This window comes from Bacillus xiamenensis, assembly GCF_000300535.1.
GTDB lineage: Bacteria > Bacillota > Bacilli > Bacillales > Bacillaceae > Bacillus > Bacillus xiamenensis.
Genome location: NZ_AMSH01000009.1, coordinates 24,305 through 43,369 on the forward strand (window position 1 = coordinate 24,305; position 19,065 = coordinate 43,369).

The following is a 19,065-nucleotide window of genomic DNA, read 5'->3' on the forward strand; positions in this document are numbered from 1 at the left end:
AGAAACGATTAGAGCAAGTGACTAGGGTATAACCCGAAGATTAAAAGGGAGGTAGGCCCCTTGCTAGATGTGAACAATTTTGAGTATATGAACATCGGTCTCGCATCACCTGATAAAATCCGTTCTTGGTCTTTTGGTGAAGTGAAAAAGCCTGAAACGATTAACTATCGTACACTGAAACCTGAAAAAGATGGTCTCTTTTGTGAACGTATCTTCGGACCGCAAAAAGACTGGGAATGTCATTGTGGAAAGTATAAACGCGTTCGTTATAAGGGTGTTGTATGTGACCGTTGTGGTGTAGAAGTAACACGGGCAAAAGTCCGTCGTGAGAGAATGGGGCATATTGAACTGGCTGCCCCAGTTTCCCATATTTGGTATTTCAAAGGTATCCCAAGCCGTATGGGTCTTGTTCTTGATATGTCACCACGTGCGTTAGAAGAAGTGATTTACTTCGCTTCTTACGTCGTGACAGATCCGGGCAACACTCCGCTTGAGAAGAAACAACTTCTTTCTGAGAAAGAATTCCGTGCTTATTTAGATAAATACGGTAATACGTTCCAAGCAGCTATGGGCGCAGAAGCGATTAACAAACTTCTTCAAGACATTGATCTTGTGAAAGAAGTAGATACACTCAAAGAAGAGCTGAAAACAGCTCAAGGACAGCGTCGTACACGTGCGATCAAACGCCTTGAAGTGTTGGAAGCCTTCCGTAACTCAGGAAATAAGCCATCTTGGATGATCCTTGATGTACTTCCGGTGATTCCACCAGAATTACGTCCAATGGTTCAGCTTGATGGTGGACGTTTTGCTACTTCTGACCTGAACGACCTTTATCGTCGTGTCATTAACCGTAACAATCGTCTGAAGCGTTTATTAGATCTTGGCGCGCCAAGCATCATCGTACAGAACGAGAAGCGTATGCTTCAAGAAGCTGTCGATGCCTTGATTGATAATGGACGTAGAGGCCGACCAGTAACAGGACCAGGAAATAGACCATTGAAATCTCTTTCTCACATGCTGAAAGGGAAACAAGGACGTTTCCGTCAAAACTTGCTTGGTAAACGTGTTGACTATTCTGGACGTTCCGTTATCGTCGTAGGACCACATTTGAAAATGTATCAGTGTGGACTTCCGAAAGAAATGGCTCTTGAATTATTTAAACCATTCGTGATGAAGGAGCTTGTTGAAAAAGGATTAGCTCACAACATTAAGAGTGCGAAGCGTAAGATTGAGCGTGTGCAGCCGGAAGTTTGGGATGTTTTAGAATCAGTGATTCGTGAGCATCCAGTCTTACTAAACCGCGCACCAACTCTTCACAGACTTGGTATTCAAGCGTTTGAACCTACACTTGTGGAAGGCCGCGCAATTCGTCTGCATCCACTTGTATGTACAGCCTACAACGCTGACTTTGACGGTGACCAAATGGCGGTTCACGTACCATTATCTGCTGAAGCTCAAGCTGAAGCTCGTATCTTAATGCTTGCTGCTCAAAACATTTTGAACCCGAAAGATGGAAAACCTGTTGTTACGCCATCTCAGGATATGGTGCTTGGTAACTACTACCTCACACTTGAGCGTAAAGGTGCTATCGGAGAAGGTATGGTCTTCAAAGATACTGACGAAGCCCTTCTAGCCTATCAAAATGGATATGTACATCTTCATACACGTGTAGCTGTTGCAGCTAGCTCGTTGAAGAATGTCACATTCACTGATGAACAGCGTTCTAAATTGTTGATTACAACAGTTGGAAAACTGATCTTTAACGAAATTTTACCGGAATCATTCCCATACATGAATGAGCCGACTAAGAGCAATATTGAAGAAAAAACGCCTGATCGTTTCTTCCTTGAAAAAGGTGAGGATGTCAAAGCTGCGATCGAGAAGCAAGAAATCAATGCGCCGTTCAAAAAAGGTATTTTAGGAAAAATCATTGCGGAAATCTTTAAGAGATTCCATATCACTGAGACATCTAAAATGCTTGACCGCATGAAAAATCTCGGTTTCAAATATTCTACTAAAGCCGGTATTACGGTTGGTGTATCTGATATCGTCGTATTAGATGATAAACAGCAAATCCTTGAAGAAGCACAAGCGAAAGTAGATAACGTCATGAAGCAATTCAGACGTGGTTTGATTACAGAAGAAGAGCGTTATGAGAGAGTGATTTCAATCTGGAGTTCTTCTAAAGATGTCATCCAAGGTAAACTGATGAAGTCCCTTGATGAAGTCAACCCGATCTACATGATGAGTGACTCTGGAGCGCGTGGTAACGCATCTAACTTCACTCAGCTGGCTGGTATGCGTGGTCTGATGGCCAACCCGGCTGGACGTATCATTGAACTTCCGATTAAATCTAGTTTCCGTGAAGGTTTAACCGTATTGGAATACTTTATTTCCACTCACGGAGCGCGTAAAGGTCTTGCCGATACAGCCCTTAAAACAGCTGACTCAGGTTACCTCACGCGTCGTCTCGTTGACGTTGCACAGGATGTCATTATCCGTGAAACAGATTGCGGTACAGACCGCGGAATCTTGGCGAAGTCCATTAAAGAAGGAAATGAAATTATTGAGAAACTTGAAGAACGTCTCATCGGACGATTTGCAAGAAAACCAATTGTTCATCCTGAAACGGGCGAAGTCATTGTTGGCGAAAACGAACTAATTGATGAAGATAAAGCACTTGAAATAGTCGAAGCAGGTATTGAGGAAGTATGGATTCGTTCTGCATTTACATGTAACACGCCTCATGGTGTATGTAAACGATGCTACGGCCGTAACCTTGCAACTGGTACTGACGTTGAAGTTGGTGAAGCAGTTGGAATCATCGCTGCACAATCAATCGGTGAACCTGGAACACAGCTTACAATGCGTACGTTCCATACTGGTGGGGTAGCAGGAGACGATATCACACAAGGTTTACCTCGTATCCAAGAGCTATTTGAAGCGCGTAATCCGAAAGGGCAGGCAACCATCTCTGAAATTGATGGTGTCGTTGCTGAAATTAACGATGTTCGTGACAAGCAGCAGGAAATTGTGGTTCAAGGCGAAGTTGAAACTCGTTCTTACACAGCTCCTTACAATGCACGTCTGAAAGTTGTTGAAGGTGACAAAGTCACTCGTGGTCAAGTACTGACAGAAGGCTCAATCGATCCGAAAGAACTTCTTAAAGTGACTGACATGACAGCTGTTCAAGAATATCTGCTTCATGAAGTACAAAAGGTATACCGTATGCAAGGGGTAGAAATTGGAGATAAGCACGTAGAGGTAATGGTTCGCCAAATGCTTCGTAAAGTGCGTGTCGCTGATGCAGGGGATACAGACGTATTGCCAGGCACACTTCTTGATGTACACCAATTCACTGAAGCGAACAAAAAGGTACTATTTGAAGGCAAACGTCCTGCAACAGGCCGTCCAGTTCTTCTTGGTATTACAAAAGCATCGCTTGAAACAGACTCATTCTTGTCTGCGGCATCCTTCCAAGAAACGACTCGTGTCCTAACAGATGCGGCGATTAAAGGAAAACGTGATGAACTGCTTGGCTTGAAAGAGAATGTTATCATCGGTAAACTTGTTCCTGCTGGAACGGGAATGCCAAACTACCGTAAAGTTAAGCCGGTTTCGCAAGTGCAACCGTCTGACGACATGGTTCCTGTAGAGTAATCTTTCTCTTAAGATTTCTATAAAAATCATCAAAAAATGGTGAAGGATGTCAAGATTATCTGTTATACGATATTGACATCCTTCTGCCATGATGATAATATAACCAAGGTGCTCAAAATAAAACCTGTTACTTTGGAGGATATTCGATGTCTTATGATAAAGTATCACAGGCTCAATCCATTATTATTGGTACGAAGCAAACAGTAAAAGCTCTAAAACGAGATTCGGTGAAGGAAATTGTCGTAGCGAAAGATGCTGATCCTGCTTTAACAGCTGGTGTAATAAAACTAGCGCAAGAGAAGGGTGTAGACATTTTAGTGGTAGATTCCATGAAAAAGCTCGGCAAAGCCTGCGGAATTGAAGTTGGGGCAGCAGCTGTTGCCATTATGTTATAACGTACTTGTTTTGTTTTTGCATGCCTAAAATGCAAAAGCATTGTTTTTTGCCTTTTGATGAACCACCTGGGTATGTGGGTTATAAAAAAAGTGATGAAGGGAGGAATAACAACATGCCTACAATTAATCAGCTAGTACGCAAAGGACGCGTGAGTAAAGTTGAAAACTCAAAGTCTCCTGCACTTAACAAAGGATACAACAGTTTCAAAAAAGAGCACACTAACGTAACATCTCCACAGAAGCGCGGGGTTTGTACTCGTGTCGGTACAATGACACCGAAGAAACCAAACTCAGCACTACGTAAATATGCTCGTGTACGTTTATCTAACCTGATTGAAGTAACAGCTTACATTCCTGGTATCGGACACAACCTACAAGAGCACAGTGTAGTACTTATCCGTGGCGGACGTGTAAAAGACTTACCGGGTGTACGTTACCACATCGTTCGTGGTGCGCTTGATACTGCCGGAGTTGACGGTCGTATGCAAGGACGTTCTAAATACGGAACAAAACGCCCTAAACAAAGCAAATAATATAAACAAACATAAGGGTTTTTAGAAGTTGATGTCAGATCAGTGGAGTCTATTAACTGACAATGAAACTGAGATGAAAGACAGATAGAAATCCTTTTAAAAGAGAAGGGAGGCTATTCAGATGCCACGTAAAGGTCCTGTAGCAAAAAGAGACGTTTTGCCAGATCCAATTTACAATTCTAAACTTGTATCTCGTTTGATCAACAAAATGATGATCGACGGTAAAAGAGGAAAAGCTCAAACAATCCTCTACAAGTCATTTGATATCATCAAAGAACGTACTGGTAATGAAGCGATGGAGGTTTTCGAACAAGCCTTGAAAAACATCATGCCAGTTCTTGAAGTTAAAGCACGTCGTGTAGGTGGAGCTAACTACCAAGTTCCTGTAGAAGTTCGCCCAGACCGTCGTACAACTTTAGGTCTTCGTTGGTTAGTAAACTACGCTCGTCTTCGTGGAGAAAAAACGATGGAAGAGCGTCTTGCTAACGAAATCCTTGACGCAGCTAACAACACTGGTGCTGCTGTTAAGAAACGTGAAGATACACACAAAATGGCAGAAGCGAACAAAGCATTCGCTCACTACCGCTGGTAGGATTTATACCAAACTAAAAAAACTATTCCCTAATAAGGAAGGAGAAATTACCCAATGGCAAGAGAGTTCTCCTTAGACAAAACTCGTAATATTGGTATCATGGCGCACATTGATGCCGGTAAAACGACAACGACTGAGCGTATCTTGTACTACACTGGTCGTATCCATAAAATTGGTGAAACTCACGAAGGAGCTTCACAAATGGACTGGATGGAGCAGGAGCAAGAACGTGGTATTACAATCACTTCTGCTGCTACTACAGCACAATGGAAAGGTTACCGTGTAAACATCATTGATACACCAGGACACGTAGACTTCACTGTTGAAGTTGAACGTTCTTTACGTGTACTTGATGGTGCGGTTGCTGTTCTTGATGCACAATCAGGTGTAGAGCCACAAACTGAAACAGTTTGGCGCCAAGCAACAACTTACGGAGTACCTCGTATCGTATTCGTTAACAAAATGGATAAAACAGGTGCGGACTTCCTTTACTCTGTAGGTACATTAAGAGATCGTCTTCAAGCGAACGCTCATGCAATTCAATTGCCGATCGGTGCTGAAGATCAATTCGAAGGAATCATCGACCTTGTAGAAAACGTAGCATACTTCTACGAAGATGACCTTGGAACTCGCTCTGATGCGAAAGAAATCCCTGCTGAGTATAAAGACAAAGCTGAAGAGCTTCGCAACAGCCTAATTGAAGCTGTCGCTGAGCTTGATGAAGAGCTTATGGAAAAATACCTTGAGGGTGAAGAAATTACAATTCCTGAATTGAAAGCTGCCATCCGTAAAGGAACGTTGAATGTTGAATTCTTCCCAGTTCTTGTTGGATCTGCTTTCAAAAACAAAGGTGTTCAGCTTGTACTTGACGCTGTGCTTGACTACCTTCCTGCACCAACTGATGTTGCTGCAATCAAAGGTATCCTGCCAGATACAAATGAAGAGGTAGTACGTGAGTCTTCTGACGACGCACCATTCTCTGCACTTGCATTTAAAGTTATGACTGACCCTTATGTTGGGAAACTAACATTCTTCCGCGTATACTCTGGAACACTTGATTCTGGTTCTTACGTGAAGAACTCTTCTAAGAACAAGCGTGAGCGTGTTGGACGTATCCTTCAAATGCACGCAAACAGCCGTGAAGAAATCTCTACTGTATACGCAGGGGATATCGCAGCAGCTGTAGGTCTTAAAGATACATCTACTGGTGATACTCTTTGTGACGAGAAAAATCTCGTTATCCTTGAGTCTATGGAATTCCCAGAGCCAGTTATCGATGTAGCAATCGAGCCTAAATCTAAGGCTGACCAAGATAAAATGAGTATCGCTTTAGCTAAACTAGCTGAAGAGGATCCAACATTCCGTACACAAACAAACCCTGAAACTGGTCAAACGATCATCTCTGGTATGGGTGAGCTTCACCTTGATATCATTGTTGACCGTATGAAGCGTGAGTTCAAGGTTGAAGCTAACGTAGGAGCTCCTCAAGTTGCGTACCGTGAAACATTCCGTACTGGTGCAAAAGTTGAAGGTAAATTCGTACGTCAGTCTGGTGGACGCGGTCAGTTCGGACACGTTTGGATCGAATTCGAACCAAACGAAGAAGGCGCAGGCTTTGAATTTGAAAATGCAATCGTCGGTGGGGTTGTTCCTCGTGAATACATCCCAGCTATTCAAGCAGGTCTTGAAGATTCACTTGAAAATGGTGTATTAGCTGGATTCCCATTAATCGACATCAAAGCAAAATTATTTGATGGATCTTACCACGATGTTGACTCTAACGAAATGGCGTTCAAAATTGCTGCATCTATGGCATTGAAAAATGCTGCCAGCAAATGTAACCCAGTTCTACTTGAGCCAATGATGAAAGTAGAAGTCGTTATCCCAGAAGAATACATGGGAGACATCATGGGTGATATCACATCTCGTCGTGGACGTGTAGAAGGTATGGAAGCACGCGGTAACGCTCAAGTTGTTCGCGCGATGGTTCCACTTTCTGAAATGTTCGGATATGCAACTGCACTCCGTTCTAACACACAAGGACGCGGTACTTTCACTATGCACATGGATCACTACGAAGAAGTGCCTAAGAGCATCAGTGAAGAAATCATCAAAAAAAATAAAGGTGAATAATTGATTTTGCCTTTAAACTAAAGTATAACTACTATTGAAGATCAGAAAGTGAGAGGTAACTTTTCACTTTCTATCACTTATACCAAATACAATGAACCTTTAAGGAGGATTTTTAGAATGGCTAAAGAAAAATTCGACCGTTCCAAATCGCATGCTAACATTGGTACAATTGGACACGTTGACCATGGTAAAACAACTCTAACTGCTGCTATCTCAACAGTTCTTCATAAGAAATCTGGTAAAGGTACGGCTATGGCTTATGACCAAATCGATGGTGCTCCAGAAGAGCGCGAGCGTGGAATCACAATCTCAACTGCACACGTTGAGTATGAAACTGATTCTCGTCACTATGCACACGTAGACTGCCCGGGACACGCTGACTACGTTAAAAACATGATCACTGGTGCTGCTCAAATGGACGGCGCGATCTTAGTAGTATCTGCTGCTGACGGTCCAATGCCACAAACTCGTGAGCACATCCTACTTTCTCGTAACGTAGGTGTTCCTTACATCGTAGTATTCCTTAACAAATGTGACATGGTTGACGATGAAGAACTACTTGAACTTGTTGAAATGGAAGTTCGTGACCTTCTTTCTGACTATGACTTCCCTGGTGACGATGTACCAGTTATCAAAGGTTCTGCTCTTAAAGCTCTTGAAGGAGATGCTGAGTACGAAGCGAAAATCCTCGAACTTATGGATGCGGTTGATGAGTACATCCCAACTCCAGAGCGTGACACTGATAAGCCATTCATGATGCCAGTTGAGGACGTATTCTCAATCACTGGTCGTGGAACAGTTGCTACTGGTCGTGTTGAGCGTGGACAAGTTAAAGTCGGTGACGAAGTTGAAATCATCGGTCTTCAAGAAGAAAACGGTAAAACAACTGTTACAGGTGTTGAAATGTTCCGTAAGCTTCTTGACTATGCTGAAGCTGGTGACAACATTGGTGCACTACTTCGTGGTGTATCTCGTGAAGAAATCCAACGTGGTCAAGTACTTGCTAAACCAGGTACAATCACTCCACATAGCCGTTTCAAAGCTGAAGTTTATGTACTTTCTAAAGAAGAAGGTGGACGTCATACTCCATTCTTCACTAACTACCGTCCGCAGTTCTACTTCCGTACAACTGACGTAACTGGTATCGTACATCTTCCAGAAGGTACTGAAATGGTAATGCCTGGCGATAACACTGAGATGGAAGTTGAACTTATCTCTACTATCGCTATCGAAGAAGGAACTCGTTTCTCTATCCGTGAGGGTGGACGTACTGTAGGTTCTGGCGTCGTTTCTACTATCATTAAGTAATAAACTTATAAAAGAGACTCCTTGCAAAAGGGTCTCTTTTTTTGCTTTTCCAGAGCAGAACGGCTACTATAAGCTATAGAATCTAAATGGAACCGAGAGGATCACTGGAATGGCGAAGACAAATTTAAAAAAATGGATGATTGGCGGGCTTGAGCAATGGATTATGATAAAAGAGGATCATTCAAAAACAAAGCCCGTTCTATTATTTTTACACGGTGGGCCCGGCTCAGCTCAAATCAGTTATATTGATTCCTTTCATGAGGAACTTGATCAAGATTTTACCGTCGTGCATTGGGATCAACGTGGTGCAGGACTGTCTTATCAAAAAAATATTTCTGATTCGTCGATGACCATACAGCAATTTGTAGAGGATACGATTGAGCTCACAGAAAAACTGCTCTCCTATACTGGCAAAACGAAGGTATACATTGCAGGTTATTCATGGGGATCATTAATAGGCATACAAGCAGTACATAAACGTCCTGACCTGTATCATGCGTACTATGGAATTAGTCAGGTGGTCGATGTATTAAAAGAAGATATTGTGTCGTATGAACTTCTTCTCAAAAAATACCATCGCAATCGACTCTTCACTCGTTGTCTGCAATTACTTACACCACCTCCATGGAAAAGAACCTCTGCTCATGCTTTGTTCTCTCTATATAAAGAGATCGCAAAAGTAGGACTCACGCATAGGTGGAAGCCGCTTTTTCAAATGGCGCATGCTTTTCTCCGTAGTAAGCATTATCAGCTGAAAGACAAGTGGAAATTCCTTAAAGGGCAGAAGTATAGCCAAGTCAAACTGTGGGATGAGCTGATGAATGAGAGGATTCAATACCGAGTTTCTTCTATATTAATACCGTGCTACTTTATCATTGGGGAACATGACATGATTACACCAGCTGCTGTATCAAAACCATATGTTGATCAATTAAAAGCTCCAATAAAAGAATGGTTCATCTTTAAAGAATCTGCTCATTCCCCGCATATTGAAGAGCCGGATGAATTTATTCGTATCGTTAGAAAGACTGCTATACATCATCTTCAGGGAAGGCTTGATTTATAGGCTCAATCCCTGTATAATATGAAAAGTGTGCAAATCATAAATTTATCCGATTTATTATTGCAACACACAGGCCAATTTGGTACAATAGTGCATGTTGGTCTTTGACTGCGATGAAGTGAGAGGTTGCTGACACACCCGGCCGCTTTGCCATGGCAAGGTGATCAGGTTTTTCTCACGGAGAACTGTCTAACGTAAGTAGGCGAAAAGGAGGGAAAATAATGGCAAAACAAAAAATTCGTATTCGTTTAAAAGCATATGATCATAGAATTCTTGATCAATCTGCTGAGAAGATTGTTGAAACGGCTAAGCGTTCTGGTGCTAGTGTATCTGGTCCGATCCCGCTTCCAACTGAAAAATCAGTTTACACAATCCTTCGTGCGGTGCATAAGTACAAAGATTCTCGTGAGCAATTTGAGATGCGTACTCACAAACGTCTAATCGACATTGTGAATCCAACTCCGCAAACAGTTGATGCACTTATGCGTTTAGATTTACCATCTGGTGTAGATATCGAAATCAAACTTTAATTCAAATAGAAAACACATATTATAGGAGGTGTGACGAATGACCAAAGGAATCTTAGGTAGAAAAATTGGTATGACGCAAGTATTCGCAGAAAACGGTGATCTTATCCCTGTAACTGTTGTTGAGGCTGCTGCAAACGTTGTTCTTCAAAAGAAGACTGCTGAAACGGATGGCTATGAAGCAATCCAAATCGGCTTTGACGACAAACGTGAAAAGCTTTCTAACAAACCAGAGAAGGGCCACGTTGCTAAAGCGGAAACTGCTCCTAAGCGCTTCGTAAAAGAATTACGCGGTGTGGAGTTAGATGCGTATGAAGTTGGTCAGGAAGTCAAAGTTGATATTTTCGCAAATGGAGATATCGTAGATGTAACAGGAACATCAAAAGGTAAAGGATTCCAAGGGGCTATCAAACGCCACGGACAATCACGCGGACCAATGACTCACGGTTCACGTTACCACCGTCGTCCTGGTTCAATGGGACCTGTTGATCCAAACCGTGTATTCAAAGGTAAACTTCTTCCAGGTCGTATGGGCGGAGAGCAAATCACTGTCCAAAACCTTGAGATCGTTAAAGTGGATGCAGAACGCAACCTTCTTTTGATCAAAGGTAACGTACCAGGAGCTAAAAAATCTCTAGTAACTGTAAAGAGTGCAGTTAAATCTAAATAACTCTCTTAGGAAAGGAGGAAACAAGTCATGCCAAAAGTAGCATTATTTAACCAAAACGGTTCTACTAACGGTGAAATCGAATTAAACGCTTCTGTGTTTGGGATCGAGCCAAACGAAAGCGTAGTATTCGATGCTATTCTTATGCAAAGAGCTTCCTTACGTCAAGGAACTCACAAAGTAAAAACTCGTTCTGAAGTACGTGGCGGAGGTCGTAAGCCTTGGAGACAGAAGGGTACTGGTCGTGCTCGTCAAGGTTCTATCCGTTCACCACAATGGCGCGGAGGCGGTATCGTATTCGGTCCAACACCACGCAGCTATTCTTATAAATTACCTAAAAAAGTTCGCCGCTTGGCTATCAAGTCAGTATTGTCATCTAAAGTAATCGACAACAACATCATCGTTCTTGAAGATCTTACTCTTGATGCAGTGAAAACGAAAGAATTCGCAGGCATCCTTAAGGGATTATCTGTTGAGAAGAAAGCGTTGATCGTCACTGCGGATGCAAACGAAACAATTGCTTTATCTGCTCGTAACATCCCTGGAGTAACAGTTGTTGAAGCTAAAGGTATCAACGTTCTTGACGTTGTCAACCACGACAAACTTCTGATCACTAAAGCAGCGGTTGAAAAAGTAGAGGAGGGACTTGCATAATGAAAGATCCTCGTGATGTTCTAAAGCGCCCTATCATTACTGAACGTTCTGCTGATCTAATGACAGAGAAGAAGTACACGTTCGAAGTTGATATCAGAGCTAACAAAACAGAAGTGAAAGACGCTGTTGAAGAAATCTTTGGAGTGAAAGTTGAGAAAGTCAACGTTCAAAACTACAAAGGAAAATCTAAACGCGTTGGACGCTACACTGGTATGACTAGCCGTCGCAGAAAAGCGATCGTGAAATTAACTGCTGACAGCAAAGAAATCGAAATTTTTGAAGCATAAATCTTAAAAAGAAGGAGGGAAATTCAAAATGGCGATTAAAAAGTATAAACCAACCAGTAATGGTCGTCGTGGCATGACTACTTCAGATTTTGCTGAAATCACGACTGACAAACCAGAAAAATCGTTGCTTGCGCCGCTTCACAAAAAAGGCGGACGTAACAACCAAGGTAAATTAACTGTTCGTCATCAAGGTGGCGGACACAAACGTCAATACCGTATCATCGACTTTAAGCGTGATAAAGACGGTATACCTGGACGCGTTGCTACAATCGAGTATGATCCAAACCGTTCAGCGAACATCGCTCTTGTAAACTATGCAGATGGTGAGAAGCGTTACATTCTTGCTCCAAAAGGAGTTCAAGTTGGTACTGAAGTCACTTCTGGACCAGAATCTGACATCAAACCAGGTAATGCTCTTCCACTTATCAACATCCCAGTTGGTACAGTTGTGCATAACATTGAATTAAAACCAGGTAAAGGTGGACAATTAGTTCGTTCTGCTGGTACTTCTGCTCAAGTTCTTGGTAAAGAAGGTAAATACGTTCTTGTACGCTTGAACTCAGGTGAAGTTCGCATGATCCTTTCTGCTTGCCGTGCGACTATCGGTCAAGTTGGAAACGAACAACACGAACTAATCAACATCGGTAAAGCTGGACGTTCTCGCTGGAAAGGCGTTCGCCCAACAGTTCGTGGTTCTGTAATGAACCCTAACGATCACCCACACGGCGGTGGTGAAGGACGCGCTCCAATCGGACGTAAATCACCAATGTCTCCATGGGGTAAACCGACTCTTGGATTCAAGACTCGTAAGAAAACCAACAAGTCTGATAAATTCATTGTACGTCGTCGTAAAAATAAGTAACGGGGTTGTCTACGGTTCATTTAGGACCGTAGTTCAATCACGAAGGGAGGTTCCACAATGGCTCGCAGCTTAAAAAAAGGACCATTTGTTGATGATCATTTGATGGCTAAAGTCGAGAAATTGAATGAAACTGACAAAAAGCAAGTCGTAAAAACTTGGTCTCGTCGTTCTACAATTTTCCCACAATTCATCGGTCACACAATCGCTGTCTATGACGGACGCAAACATGTACCTGTTTTCATTTCTGAAGATATGGTAGGTCACAAATTGGGCGAATTCGCACCAAGCCGTACTTACAAAGGTCATGCTAGTGACGATAAAAAAACAAGACGCTAATGAGAGGAGGCTTTTAAATGCAAGCTAAAGCTGTCGCAAGAACAGTCCGTATTGCTCCTCGTAAAGCACGTCTAGTAATGGACCTGATCCGAGGTAAGCAAGTAGGAGAAGCAGTTTCTATCTTAAACCTTACACCTAAGGCTGCTTCACCAATTATTGAAAAAGTATTAAAATCTGCTATCGCAAACGCTGAGCACAACTACGAGTTGGACGCTAACAGCCTAGTGATTACTCAAGCATTCGTTGACGAAGGTCCAACACTTAAGAGATTCCGTCCACGTGCTATGGGTCGTGCGAGCGCAATTAACAAACGTACTAGCCACATTACAATCGTTGTATCAGAAAAGAAGGAGGGATAATCCGTGGGTCAAAAGGTAAATCCAGTAGGTCTTCGTATTGGCGTCATTCGTGATTGGGAATCTAAATGGTTCGCAGGAAAAGATTACGCTGACTTCTTACATGAAGACTTGAAAATCCGTGAATTCATCAGCAAGCGTTTGTCTGACGCGTCTGTTTCTAAAGTAGAAATCGAACGTGCTGCAAACCGCGTAAATATCACAATCCACACGGCTAAACCAGGTATGGTCATTGGTAAAGGCGGATCTGAAGTTGAAGCACTTCGTAAAGCTCTTAACAGCCTAACTGGCAAACGTGTACACATCAACATTCTTGAAATCAAGAGAGCAGATCTTGATGCTCAGCTAGTTGCTGAAAACATCGCTCGTCAACTTGAAAATCGTATTTCATTCCGTCGTGCACAAAAACAAACAATCCAACGCACAATGCGTGCTGGAGCACAAGGAATCAAAACAATGGTTTCTGGTCGTCTTGGCGGTGCAGATATTGCTCGTTCTGAATATTACAGTGAAGGTACTGTTCCATTGCACACACTTCGTGCTGACATCGACTATGCTACTGCTGAAGCTGATACTACTTATGGTAAGCTTGGCGTAAAAGTATGGATCTATCGTGGAGAAGTCCTTCCAACTAAGAAGAATACTGCGGAAGGAGGAAAATAATATGTTATTGCCAAAACGCGTGAAGTATCGCAGAGAACATCGTGGAAAAATGCGTGGTCGTGCAAAAGGCGGCACTGAAGTACATTTCGGTGAGTTCGGTATCCAAGCCCTTGAAGCTTCATGGATCACTAACCGTCAAATCGAAGCTGCTCGTATTGCTATGACTCGTTACATGAAACGTGGCGGTAAAGTTTGGATCAAAATTTTCCCTTCTAAGCCATACACAGCTAAACCTCTAGAGGTCCGCATGGGTTCCGGTAAAGGTGCTCCAGAAGGCTGGGTAGCTGTAGTAAAACCGGGCAAAGTTTTATTTGAAATTTCTGGTGTGTCTGAAGAAGTGGCTCGTGAGGCTCTTCGTCTTGCATCTCACAAATTGCCAATTAAAACGAAGTTCGTAAAACGTGAAGAAATTGGTGGTGAATCAAATGAAAGCTAATGAAATTCGTGACCTTACCACTGCTGAAATTGAACAAAAAGTAAAGTCTCTTAAAGAAGAACTTTTCAATCTTCGTTTCCAATTAGCGACTGGGCAGCTTGAAAACACTGCTCGCATTCGTGAAGTGCGTAAATCAATCGCACGCATGAAAACTGTGATTCGTCAAAGAGAAATCGCTGCTAATAAATAATAATTAGAGGGGAGGCCCCGCAAACATGAGCGAACGTAACCAACGTAAAGTGTATCAAGGTCGTGTTGTTTCTGACAAAATGGATAAAACCATCACTGTTGTTGTTGAAACATACAAAAAGCATTCACTTTATGGCAAACGTGTAAGATACTCTAAAAAGTTCAAAGCACATGATGAAAACAACCAAGCAAAAATCGGAGACATCGTAAAGGTCATGGAAACTCGTCCATTATCTGCGACTAAACGCTTTCGTCTAGTTGAAGTTGTCGAAGAAGCTGTTATTATCTAATAAAGTTCGGATTTCTTTTTCCGAAGGGAGGTAACATTAATGATTCAACAGGAGACTCGTTTAAAAGTAGCTGACAACTCTGGCGCACGCGAAGTACTAACGATTAAAGTTCTTGGTGGCTCTGGACGTAAAACGGCTAACATCGGTGATGTCATTGTTTGTACGGTTAAACAAGCAACACCAGGAGGCGTTGTCAAAAAAGGTGAAGTTGTGAAAGCAGTTATCGTTCGTACAAAGAGCGGAGCTCGCAGAAACGATGGATCTTACATCAGTTTTGATGAAAATGCATGTGTCATCATCCGTGACGACAAGAGCCCGCGTGGAACTCGTATCTTCGGACCAGTAGCACGTGAACTTCGTGAAAACAACTATATGAAAATTGTTTCTCTAGCACCAGAAGTACTTTAATGAATACAATCCGCGACTCAAGGAGGTGCGATTAAATGCATGTTAAAAAGGGCGATAAAGTAGTGGTTATCTCTGGTAAAGATAAAGGTAAACAAGGTGTCATCCTTGCTGCTTTCCCTAAAAAGGAACGTGTTTTAGTAGAAGGTATTAACCTTGTGAAAAAACACTCTAAACCAACCCAAGCTAACCCTCAAGGCGGAATTTCTGAACAAGAAGCGCCGATCCACGTATCAAACGTAATGCCGCTTGATCCTAAAACGGGTGAAGTGACACGTGTTGGGTATAAAGTTGAGGACGGAAAGAAAGTCCGTGTAGCGAAAAAATCTGGGCAAGTTCTAGATAAATAGTAAATAAGGAAGGGAGGTCTTTCTCATGAACCGCCTTAAAGAAAAGTATATAAAAGAAATTACACCTGCATTAGTTTCTAAGTTTGAATACACTTCAGTAATGCAAGTGCCAAAAATCGAAAAAATCGTGATCAACATGGGTGTTGGTGACGCAGTTCAAAACGCTAAAGCAATCGATACTGCTGTTGAAGAATTAACGTTTATCGCTGGTCAAAAACCTGTCGTTACTCGTGCGAAGAAGTCTATTGCTGGATTCCGTCTACGTGAAGGAATGCCAATCGGTGCGAAAGTAACACTTCGCGGAGAGCGCATGTATGATTTCCTTGATAAACTTATTTCTGTATCTTTACCACGTGTACGTGACTTCCGCGGGATTTCTAAGAAATCTTTCGACGGACGTGGAAACTACACGCTTGGTATTAAAGAACAGTTAATCTTCCCAGAAATTGATTACGATAAAGTAACAAAGGTCCGCGGTATGGATATCGTTATCGTTACGACTGCCAATACGGACGAAGAAGCACGTGAGTTATTAACTCAAGTAGGTATGCCGTTCCAGAAATAATCAATGAAAGGGAGGCGAAATCGTGGCTAAAAAGTCTATGATTGCGAAACAACAACGCAAACAAAAGTTTAAAGTTCAAGAGTATACGCGCTGCGAACGTTGTGGACGTCCACATTCAGTTATTCGTAAGTTTAAACTTTGCCGTATTTGTTTCCGCGAACTTGCATATAAAGGACAAATTCCTGGCGTTAAAAAAGCCAGCTGGTAATCCCCATAAATGGGAAGGAGGTTATTAAATAATGGTTATGACAGATCCGATTGCAGATTTGCTGACTCGTATTCGCAATGCGAACATGGTACGTCATGAGAAGCTAGAAGTACCGGCTTCAAAAATCAAAAGAGAAATTGCTGAAATCTTAAAGCGTGAAGGTTTTATCCGTGACGTTGAGTACGTCGAAGACAGCAAACAAGGTATTATCCGTTTGTTCCTTAAATACGGTCAAAACAACGAACGTGTTATCACTGGTCTTAAAAGAATCAGTAAACCTGGTTTACGCGTATATGCGAAATCAAATGAAGTACCACGTGTACTTAACGGACTTGGAATCGCAATTATTTCTACATCACAAGGCGTTTTATCGGACAAAGAAGCCCGTGCTAAACAAGCTGGTGGAGAAGTACTTGCTTACGTATGGTAAAAAAAGTTTAAGATGAATGGAGGTGCTTGGTATGTCTCGTATAGGTAAAAAACTAATCGAGATCCCTTCAGGAGTAACTGTGACAAACAACGACAACACAGTGACAGTAAAGGGACCAAAAGGTGAACTAACTCGTACATTTCACCCTGATATGGAAATTAAAATTGAGGACAACGTCTTAACTGTAAGCCGTCCGTCTGAAAATAAAGAACACCGTGCATTACATGGTACAACACGTAGCTTGATTGCTAACATGGTTGAAGGTGTATCTAAAGGTTTCGAAAGAGGTTTAGAACTTATCGGTGTCGGTTACCGTGCAGCTAAATCTGGAAACAAACTTGTTCTTAACGTTGGATACTCTCACCCAGTTGAAATCGTACCTGAGGCTGGAGTTGAAATCGAAGTTCCATCTCAAACGAAAGTAATCATTAAAGGTATCGATAAAGAGCGTGTAGGAGCTCTAGCTTCTAACATCCGCGCTGTCCGTGCTCCAGAGCCTTACAAAGGTAAAGGAATTCGTTACGAAGGTGAATTCGTTCGCCGTAAAGAAGGAAAAACTGGTAAGTAAGATCGCTTAAAGTGAAGAAAGGAGTGACTCGGATGATTACGAAAACTAGCAAAAACGCTACTCGTCTTAAAAGACATGCTCGTGTTCGTGCGAAACTTTCAGGTACTGCTGAAAGACCTCGCCTTAACGTTTTCCGTTCTAACAAGAATATCTACGCTCAAGTAATTGATGATGTTAACGGTGTAACACTTGTAAGTGCTTCTACTCTTGATAAAGAGTTAAAGATCGAGAATAGTTCTGACACTGCAGCTGCTACGAAAGTTGGCGAACTTGTTGCAAAACGTGCTGTTGAAAAAGGCATCTCTAACGTGGTATTTGACCGCGGAGGATACTTATATCATGGACGTGTAAAAGCTCTAGCTGAAGCTGCTCGTGAGGCTGGACTGAAATTTTAATAAAAGAAGGAGGGACACATCCGAATGAGTCGTATTGACCCAAGCAAATTAGAGTTAGAAGAACGCTTAGTTACGGTTAACCGCGTAGCGAAAGTTGTTAAAGGTGGACGTCGTTTCCGTTTTGCAGCTTTAGTTGTTGTCGGTGACAAAAACGGTCATGTAGGATTCGGTACTGGTAAAGCACAAGAAGTACCAGAAGCGATCCGTAAAGCTGTTGAAGACGCGAAAAAGAATTTAATTGAAGTACCAATGGTTGGAACTACAATTCCACATGAAATCATCGGTCGATTCGGTGCAGGAAACGTTCTATTGAAGCCTGCTTCAGAAGGTACAGGAGTTATCGCTGGAGGCCCAGTGCGTGCGGTACTTGAGCTTGCTGGTCTAGCTGATATCCTTTCTAAATCTCTAGGTTCTAATACACCGATCAACATGATCCGCGCAACACTTCAAGGTTTAAGTGAACTTAAACGTGCTGAAGATGTAGCGAAGCTTCGTGGAAAATCTGTAGAAGACCTGTTAGGATAAGGAGGGAACAATAATGGCAAATAAATTAGAAATTACCCTCAAACGCAGTGTAATCGGTCGCCCAGAAGATCAGCGTGTCACTGTTCGTACTCTTGGTCTTAAGAAAACAAACCAAACAGTCGTACATGAAGACAATGCAGCGATCCGCGGCATGATTAACAAGGTGTCTCATTTAGTTTCTGTTAAAGAACAATAATACATTTTTAATCGATAAGGAGGTGCCCAAATGAAACTTCATGAATTGAAGCCTTCAGAAGGTTCACGTAAAGTACGCAACCGTGTTGGTCGTGGTATTGGATCAGGTAACGGTAAAACTTCTGGTAAAGGTCATAAAGGTCAAAACGCTCGTTCTGGAGGCGGTGTACGCCCTGGATTCGAAGGTGGTCAAATGCCTTTATTCCAACGCCTTCCAAAACGTGGTTTTACAAACATTAACCGTAAAGATTATGCGGTAATCAACTTAGACAGATTAAACAGTTTTGACGAAGGAACGGAAGTCACTCCTGAACTTCTTCTAGAGACTGGTACAATAAGCAAGTTAAAAGCAGGAGTAAAAATTCTTGGCAACGGTAAATTAGAGAAAAAATTAACTGTAAAAGCCAATAAATTCTCTGCTTCTGCTAAAGAAGCGATTGAAGCTGCTGGCGGTACAGCCGAGGTGATCTAAC

General features: G+C 42.2%; 28 protein-coding genes. All 28 read left to right on the forward strand.

The window, feature by feature from the left end:
- Nucleotides 1-60: 60 nt before the first annotated feature.
- The 28 genes from rpoC (at nucleotide 61) to rplO (ending at nucleotide 19,064) form a co-directional block, all read left to right on the forward strand.
- Nucleotides 61-3,660, forward strand: a complete 3,600-nt coding sequence (gene rpoC, locus BA1_RS05315) for a DNA-directed RNA polymerase subunit beta' (RefSeq protein ID WP_008356513.1) — start codon at nucleotides 61-63, stop codon at nucleotides 3,658-3,660.
- 146 nt (nucleotides 3,661-3,806) lie between these two features.
- The gene (locus tag BA1_RS05320) at nucleotides 3,807-4,055 is read left to right on the forward strand and encodes a 50S ribosomal protein L7ae-like protein (protein WP_008356515.1); all 249 of its coding nucleotides are present in this window, start codon (nucleotides 3,807-3,809) and stop codon (nucleotides 4,053-4,055) included.
- Nucleotides 4,056-4,168: 113 nt separating this feature from the next.
- On the forward strand, nucleotides 4,169-4,588 hold the full coding sequence (gene rpsL / locus BA1_RS05325; RefSeq protein WP_008356518.1) for a 30S ribosomal protein S12: 420 nt from the start codon (nucleotides 4,169-4,171) through the stop codon (nucleotides 4,586-4,588).
- 121 nt (nucleotides 4,589-4,709) lie between these two features.
- On the forward strand, nucleotides 4,710-5,180 hold the full coding sequence (gene rpsG, locus BA1_RS05330; RefSeq protein WP_008356520.1) for a 30S ribosomal protein S7: 471 nt from the start codon (nucleotides 4,710-4,712) through the stop codon (nucleotides 5,178-5,180).
- Between the two features lie 54 nt (nucleotides 5,181-5,234).
- Nucleotides 5,235-7,313, forward strand: coding sequence for an elongation factor G (gene fusA, locus BA1_RS05335; RefSeq protein WP_008356523.1), 2,079 nt, complete (start codon nucleotides 5,235-5,237; stop codon nucleotides 7,311-7,313).
- 117 nt (nucleotides 7,314-7,430) lie between these two features.
- Nucleotides 7,431-8,621, forward strand: a complete 1,191-nt coding sequence (gene tuf, locus BA1_RS05340) for an elongation factor Tu (RefSeq protein ID WP_008356525.1) — start codon at nucleotides 7,431-7,433, stop codon at nucleotides 8,619-8,621.
- Between the two features lie 109 nt (nucleotides 8,622-8,730).
- Nucleotides 8,731-9,687, forward strand: a complete 957-nt coding sequence (locus tag BA1_RS05345; RefSeq protein ID WP_008356527.1) for an alpha/beta fold hydrolase — start codon at nucleotides 8,731-8,733, stop codon at nucleotides 9,685-9,687.
- Between the two features lie 218 nt (nucleotides 9,688-9,905).
- Nucleotides 9,906-10,214, forward strand: a complete 309-nt coding sequence (gene rpsJ / locus BA1_RS05350) for a 30S ribosomal protein S10 (protein WP_003156464.1) — start codon at nucleotides 9,906-9,908, stop codon at nucleotides 10,212-10,214.
- Nucleotides 10,215-10,251: 37 nt separating this feature from the next.
- Nucleotides 10,252-10,881 (forward strand): 50S ribosomal protein L3, encoded by a 630-nt coding sequence (gene rplC, locus BA1_RS05355; RefSeq protein ID WP_008356528.1) that lies wholly within the window; start codon nucleotides 10,252-10,254, stop codon nucleotides 10,879-10,881.
- 27 nt (nucleotides 10,882-10,908) lie between these two features.
- Nucleotides 10,909-11,532 carry a 50S ribosomal protein L4 gene (rplD, locus tag BA1_RS05360; RefSeq protein WP_008356530.1) on the forward strand — a complete coding sequence of 208 codons (624 nt, stop codon included), beginning with the start codon at nucleotides 10,909-10,911 and terminating at the stop codon, nucleotides 11,530-11,532.
- Complete coding sequence (gene rplW, locus BA1_RS05365; protein ID WP_008356532.1) at nucleotides 11,532-11,819, forward strand: 50S ribosomal protein L23; 288 nt, start codon at nucleotides 11,532-11,534, stop codon at nucleotides 11,817-11,819. The genes rplD and rplW overlap by 1 nt, the downstream gene beginning before the upstream one ends.
- A 28-nt stretch (nucleotides 11,820-11,847) precedes the next feature.
- Nucleotides 11,848-12,681, forward strand: a complete 834-nt coding sequence (gene rplB / locus BA1_RS05370; protein WP_008356534.1) for a 50S ribosomal protein L2 — start codon at nucleotides 11,848-11,850, stop codon at nucleotides 12,679-12,681.
- Nucleotides 12,682-12,738: 57 nt separating this feature from the next.
- Nucleotides 12,739-13,017, forward strand: coding sequence for a 30S ribosomal protein S19 (gene rpsS, locus BA1_RS05375; protein ID WP_003216920.1), 279 nt, complete (start codon nucleotides 12,739-12,741; stop codon nucleotides 13,015-13,017).
- A 17-nt stretch (nucleotides 13,018-13,034) separates the two neighbouring features.
- Entirely contained in the window at nucleotides 13,035-13,376 is a 342-nt protein-coding gene (gene rplV / locus BA1_RS05380) for a 50S ribosomal protein L22 (RefSeq protein WP_007496316.1), read from the forward strand.
- Nucleotides 13,377-13,379: 3 nt separating this feature from the next.
- Nucleotides 13,380-14,036, forward strand: a complete 657-nt coding sequence (gene rpsC, locus BA1_RS05385) for a 30S ribosomal protein S3 (protein ID WP_003217241.1) — start codon at nucleotides 13,380-13,382, stop codon at nucleotides 14,034-14,036.
- A 1-nt stretch (nucleotide 14,037) separates the two neighbouring features.
- Nucleotides 14,038-14,472 carry a 50S ribosomal protein L16 gene (gene rplP / locus BA1_RS05390; RefSeq protein ID WP_003225801.1) on the forward strand — a complete coding sequence of 145 codons (435 nt, stop codon included), beginning with the start codon at nucleotides 14,038-14,040 and terminating at the stop codon, nucleotides 14,470-14,472.
- Nucleotides 14,462-14,662, forward strand: a complete 201-nt coding sequence (gene rpmC / locus BA1_RS05395) for a 50S ribosomal protein L29 (protein WP_003217155.1) — start codon at nucleotides 14,462-14,464, stop codon at nucleotides 14,660-14,662. Before rplP ends, rpmC begins: the two co-directional genes overlap by 11 nt.
- A 25-nt stretch (nucleotides 14,663-14,687) precedes the next feature.
- A complete protein-coding gene (gene rpsQ, locus BA1_RS05400) occupies nucleotides 14,688-14,951 on the forward strand; it encodes a 30S ribosomal protein S17 (RefSeq protein ID WP_003216906.1) in 264 nt (87 codons plus the stop codon).
- A 39-nt stretch (nucleotides 14,952-14,990) separates the two neighbouring features.
- On the forward strand, nucleotides 14,991-15,359 hold the full coding sequence (rplN, locus tag BA1_RS05405) for a 50S ribosomal protein L14 (RefSeq protein WP_003216882.1): 369 nt from the start codon (nucleotides 14,991-14,993) through the stop codon (nucleotides 15,357-15,359).
- A gap of 35 nt (nucleotides 15,360-15,394) precedes the next feature.
- Nucleotides 15,395-15,706 carry a 50S ribosomal protein L24 gene (gene rplX, locus BA1_RS05410; protein WP_008356538.1) on the forward strand — a complete coding sequence of 104 codons (312 nt, stop codon included), beginning with the start codon at nucleotides 15,395-15,397 and terminating at the stop codon, nucleotides 15,704-15,706.
- A 25-nt stretch (nucleotides 15,707-15,731) separates the two neighbouring features.
- A complete protein-coding gene (gene rplE / locus BA1_RS05415) occupies nucleotides 15,732-16,271 on the forward strand; it encodes a 50S ribosomal protein L5 (protein WP_008356540.1) in 540 nt (179 codons plus the stop codon).
- 22 nt (nucleotides 16,272-16,293) lie between these two features.
- Nucleotides 16,294-16,479 (forward strand): 30S ribosomal protein S14, encoded by a 186-nt coding sequence (gene rpsN / locus BA1_RS05420; RefSeq protein WP_008356542.1) that lies wholly within the window; start codon nucleotides 16,294-16,296, stop codon nucleotides 16,477-16,479.
- Between the two features lie 31 nt (nucleotides 16,480-16,510).
- Entirely contained in the window at nucleotides 16,511-16,909 is a 399-nt protein-coding gene (gene rpsH, locus BA1_RS05425) for a 30S ribosomal protein S8 (RefSeq protein ID WP_007496327.1), read from the forward strand.
- Nucleotides 16,910-16,940: 31 nt separating this feature from the next.
- Nucleotides 16,941-17,477, forward strand: coding sequence for a 50S ribosomal protein L6 (gene rplF, locus BA1_RS05430; protein ID WP_008356543.1), 537 nt, complete (start codon nucleotides 16,941-16,943; stop codon nucleotides 17,475-17,477).
- Between the two features lie 32 nt (nucleotides 17,478-17,509).
- The gene (gene rplR, locus BA1_RS05435) at nucleotides 17,510-17,872 is read left to right on the forward strand and encodes a 50S ribosomal protein L18 (RefSeq protein ID WP_008356544.1); all 363 of its coding nucleotides are present in this window, start codon (nucleotides 17,510-17,512) and stop codon (nucleotides 17,870-17,872) included.
- 24 nt (nucleotides 17,873-17,896) lie between these two features.
- A complete protein-coding gene (gene rpsE / locus BA1_RS05440; RefSeq protein WP_007496332.1) occupies nucleotides 17,897-18,397 on the forward strand; it encodes a 30S ribosomal protein S5 in 501 nt (166 codons plus the stop codon).
- Nucleotides 18,398-18,410: 13 nt separating this feature from the next.
- On the forward strand, nucleotides 18,411-18,593 hold the full coding sequence (rpmD, locus tag BA1_RS05445) for a 50S ribosomal protein L30 (protein WP_003217067.1): 183 nt from the start codon (nucleotides 18,411-18,413) through the stop codon (nucleotides 18,591-18,593).
- Between the two features lie 30 nt (nucleotides 18,594-18,623).
- Nucleotides 18,624-19,064: a 50S ribosomal protein L15 gene (rplO, locus tag BA1_RS05450; RefSeq protein ID WP_008356545.1), complete on the forward strand. Its 441-nt coding sequence runs from the start codon at nucleotides 18,624-18,626 to the stop codon at nucleotides 19,062-19,064.
- Nucleotide 19,065: the final 1 nt, after the last annotated feature.

Excerpts from the sequence above, each read along its gene's own strand:
- BA1_RS05320 (WP_008356515.1), top strand. The coding sequence starts at position 3,807 with ATGTCTTATGATAAAGTATCACAGGCTCAATCCATTATTATTGGTACG.
- rpsL (WP_008356518.1), top strand. The coding sequence starts at position 4,169 with ATGCCTACAATTAATCAGCTAGTACGCAAAGGACGCGTGAGTAAAGTT.
- rpsG (WP_008356520.1), top strand. The coding sequence starts at position 4,710 with ATGCCACGTAAAGGTCCTGTAGCAAAAAGAGACGTTTTGCCAGATCCA.
- fusA (WP_008356523.1), top strand. The coding sequence starts at position 5,235 with ATGGCAAGAGAGTTCTCCTTAGACAAAACTCGTAATATTGGTATCATG.
- tuf (WP_008356525.1), top strand. The coding sequence starts at position 7,431 with ATGGCTAAAGAAAAATTCGACCGTTCCAAATCGCATGCTAACATTGGT.
- BA1_RS05345 (WP_008356527.1), top strand. The coding sequence starts at position 8,731 with ATGGCGAAGACAAATTTAAAAAAATGGATGATTGGCGGGCTTGAGCAA.
- rpsJ (WP_003156464.1), top strand. The coding sequence starts at position 9,906 with ATGGCAAAACAAAAAATTCGTATTCGTTTAAAAGCATATGATCATAGA.
- rplC (WP_008356528.1), top strand. The coding sequence starts at position 10,252 with ATGACCAAAGGAATCTTAGGTAGAAAAATTGGTATGACGCAAGTATTC.
- rplD (WP_008356530.1), top strand. The coding sequence starts at position 10,909 with ATGCCAAAAGTAGCATTATTTAACCAAAACGGTTCTACTAACGGTGAA.
- rplW (WP_008356532.1), top strand. The coding sequence starts at position 11,532 with ATGAAAGATCCTCGTGATGTTCTAAAGCGCCCTATCATTACTGAACGT.
- rplB (WP_008356534.1), top strand. The coding sequence starts at position 11,848 with ATGGCGATTAAAAAGTATAAACCAACCAGTAATGGTCGTCGTGGCATG.
- rpsS (WP_003216920.1), top strand. The coding sequence starts at position 12,739 with ATGGCTCGCAGCTTAAAAAAAGGACCATTTGTTGATGATCATTTGATG.
- rplV (WP_007496316.1), top strand. The coding sequence starts at position 13,035 with ATGCAAGCTAAAGCTGTCGCAAGAACAGTCCGTATTGCTCCTCGTAAA.
- rplP (WP_003225801.1), top strand. The coding sequence starts at position 14,038 with ATGTTATTGCCAAAACGCGTGAAGTATCGCAGAGAACATCGTGGAAAA.
- rpmC (WP_003217155.1), top strand. The coding sequence starts at position 14,462 with ATGAAAGCTAATGAAATTCGTGACCTTACCACTGCTGAAATTGAACAA.
- rpsQ (WP_003216906.1), top strand. The coding sequence starts at position 14,688 with ATGAGCGAACGTAACCAACGTAAAGTGTATCAAGGTCGTGTTGTTTCT.
- rplN (WP_003216882.1), top strand. The coding sequence starts at position 14,991 with ATGATTCAACAGGAGACTCGTTTAAAAGTAGCTGACAACTCTGGCGCA.
- rplX (WP_008356538.1), top strand. The coding sequence starts at position 15,395 with ATGCATGTTAAAAAGGGCGATAAAGTAGTGGTTATCTCTGGTAAAGAT.
- rplE (WP_008356540.1), top strand. The coding sequence starts at position 15,732 with ATGAACCGCCTTAAAGAAAAGTATATAAAAGAAATTACACCTGCATTA.
- rpsH (WP_007496327.1), top strand. The coding sequence starts at position 16,511 with ATGGTTATGACAGATCCGATTGCAGATTTGCTGACTCGTATTCGCAAT.
- rplF (WP_008356543.1), top strand. The coding sequence starts at position 16,941 with ATGTCTCGTATAGGTAAAAAACTAATCGAGATCCCTTCAGGAGTAACT.
- rplR (WP_008356544.1), top strand. The coding sequence starts at position 17,510 with ATGATTACGAAAACTAGCAAAAACGCTACTCGTCTTAAAAGACATGCT.
- rpsE (WP_007496332.1), top strand. The coding sequence starts at position 17,897 with ATGAGTCGTATTGACCCAAGCAAATTAGAGTTAGAAGAACGCTTAGTT.
- rpmD (WP_003217067.1), top strand. The coding sequence starts at position 18,411 with ATGGCAAATAAATTAGAAATTACCCTCAAACGCAGTGTAATCGGTCGC.
- rplO (WP_008356545.1), top strand. The coding sequence starts at position 18,624 with ATGAAACTTCATGAATTGAAGCCTTCAGAAGGTTCACGTAAAGTACGC.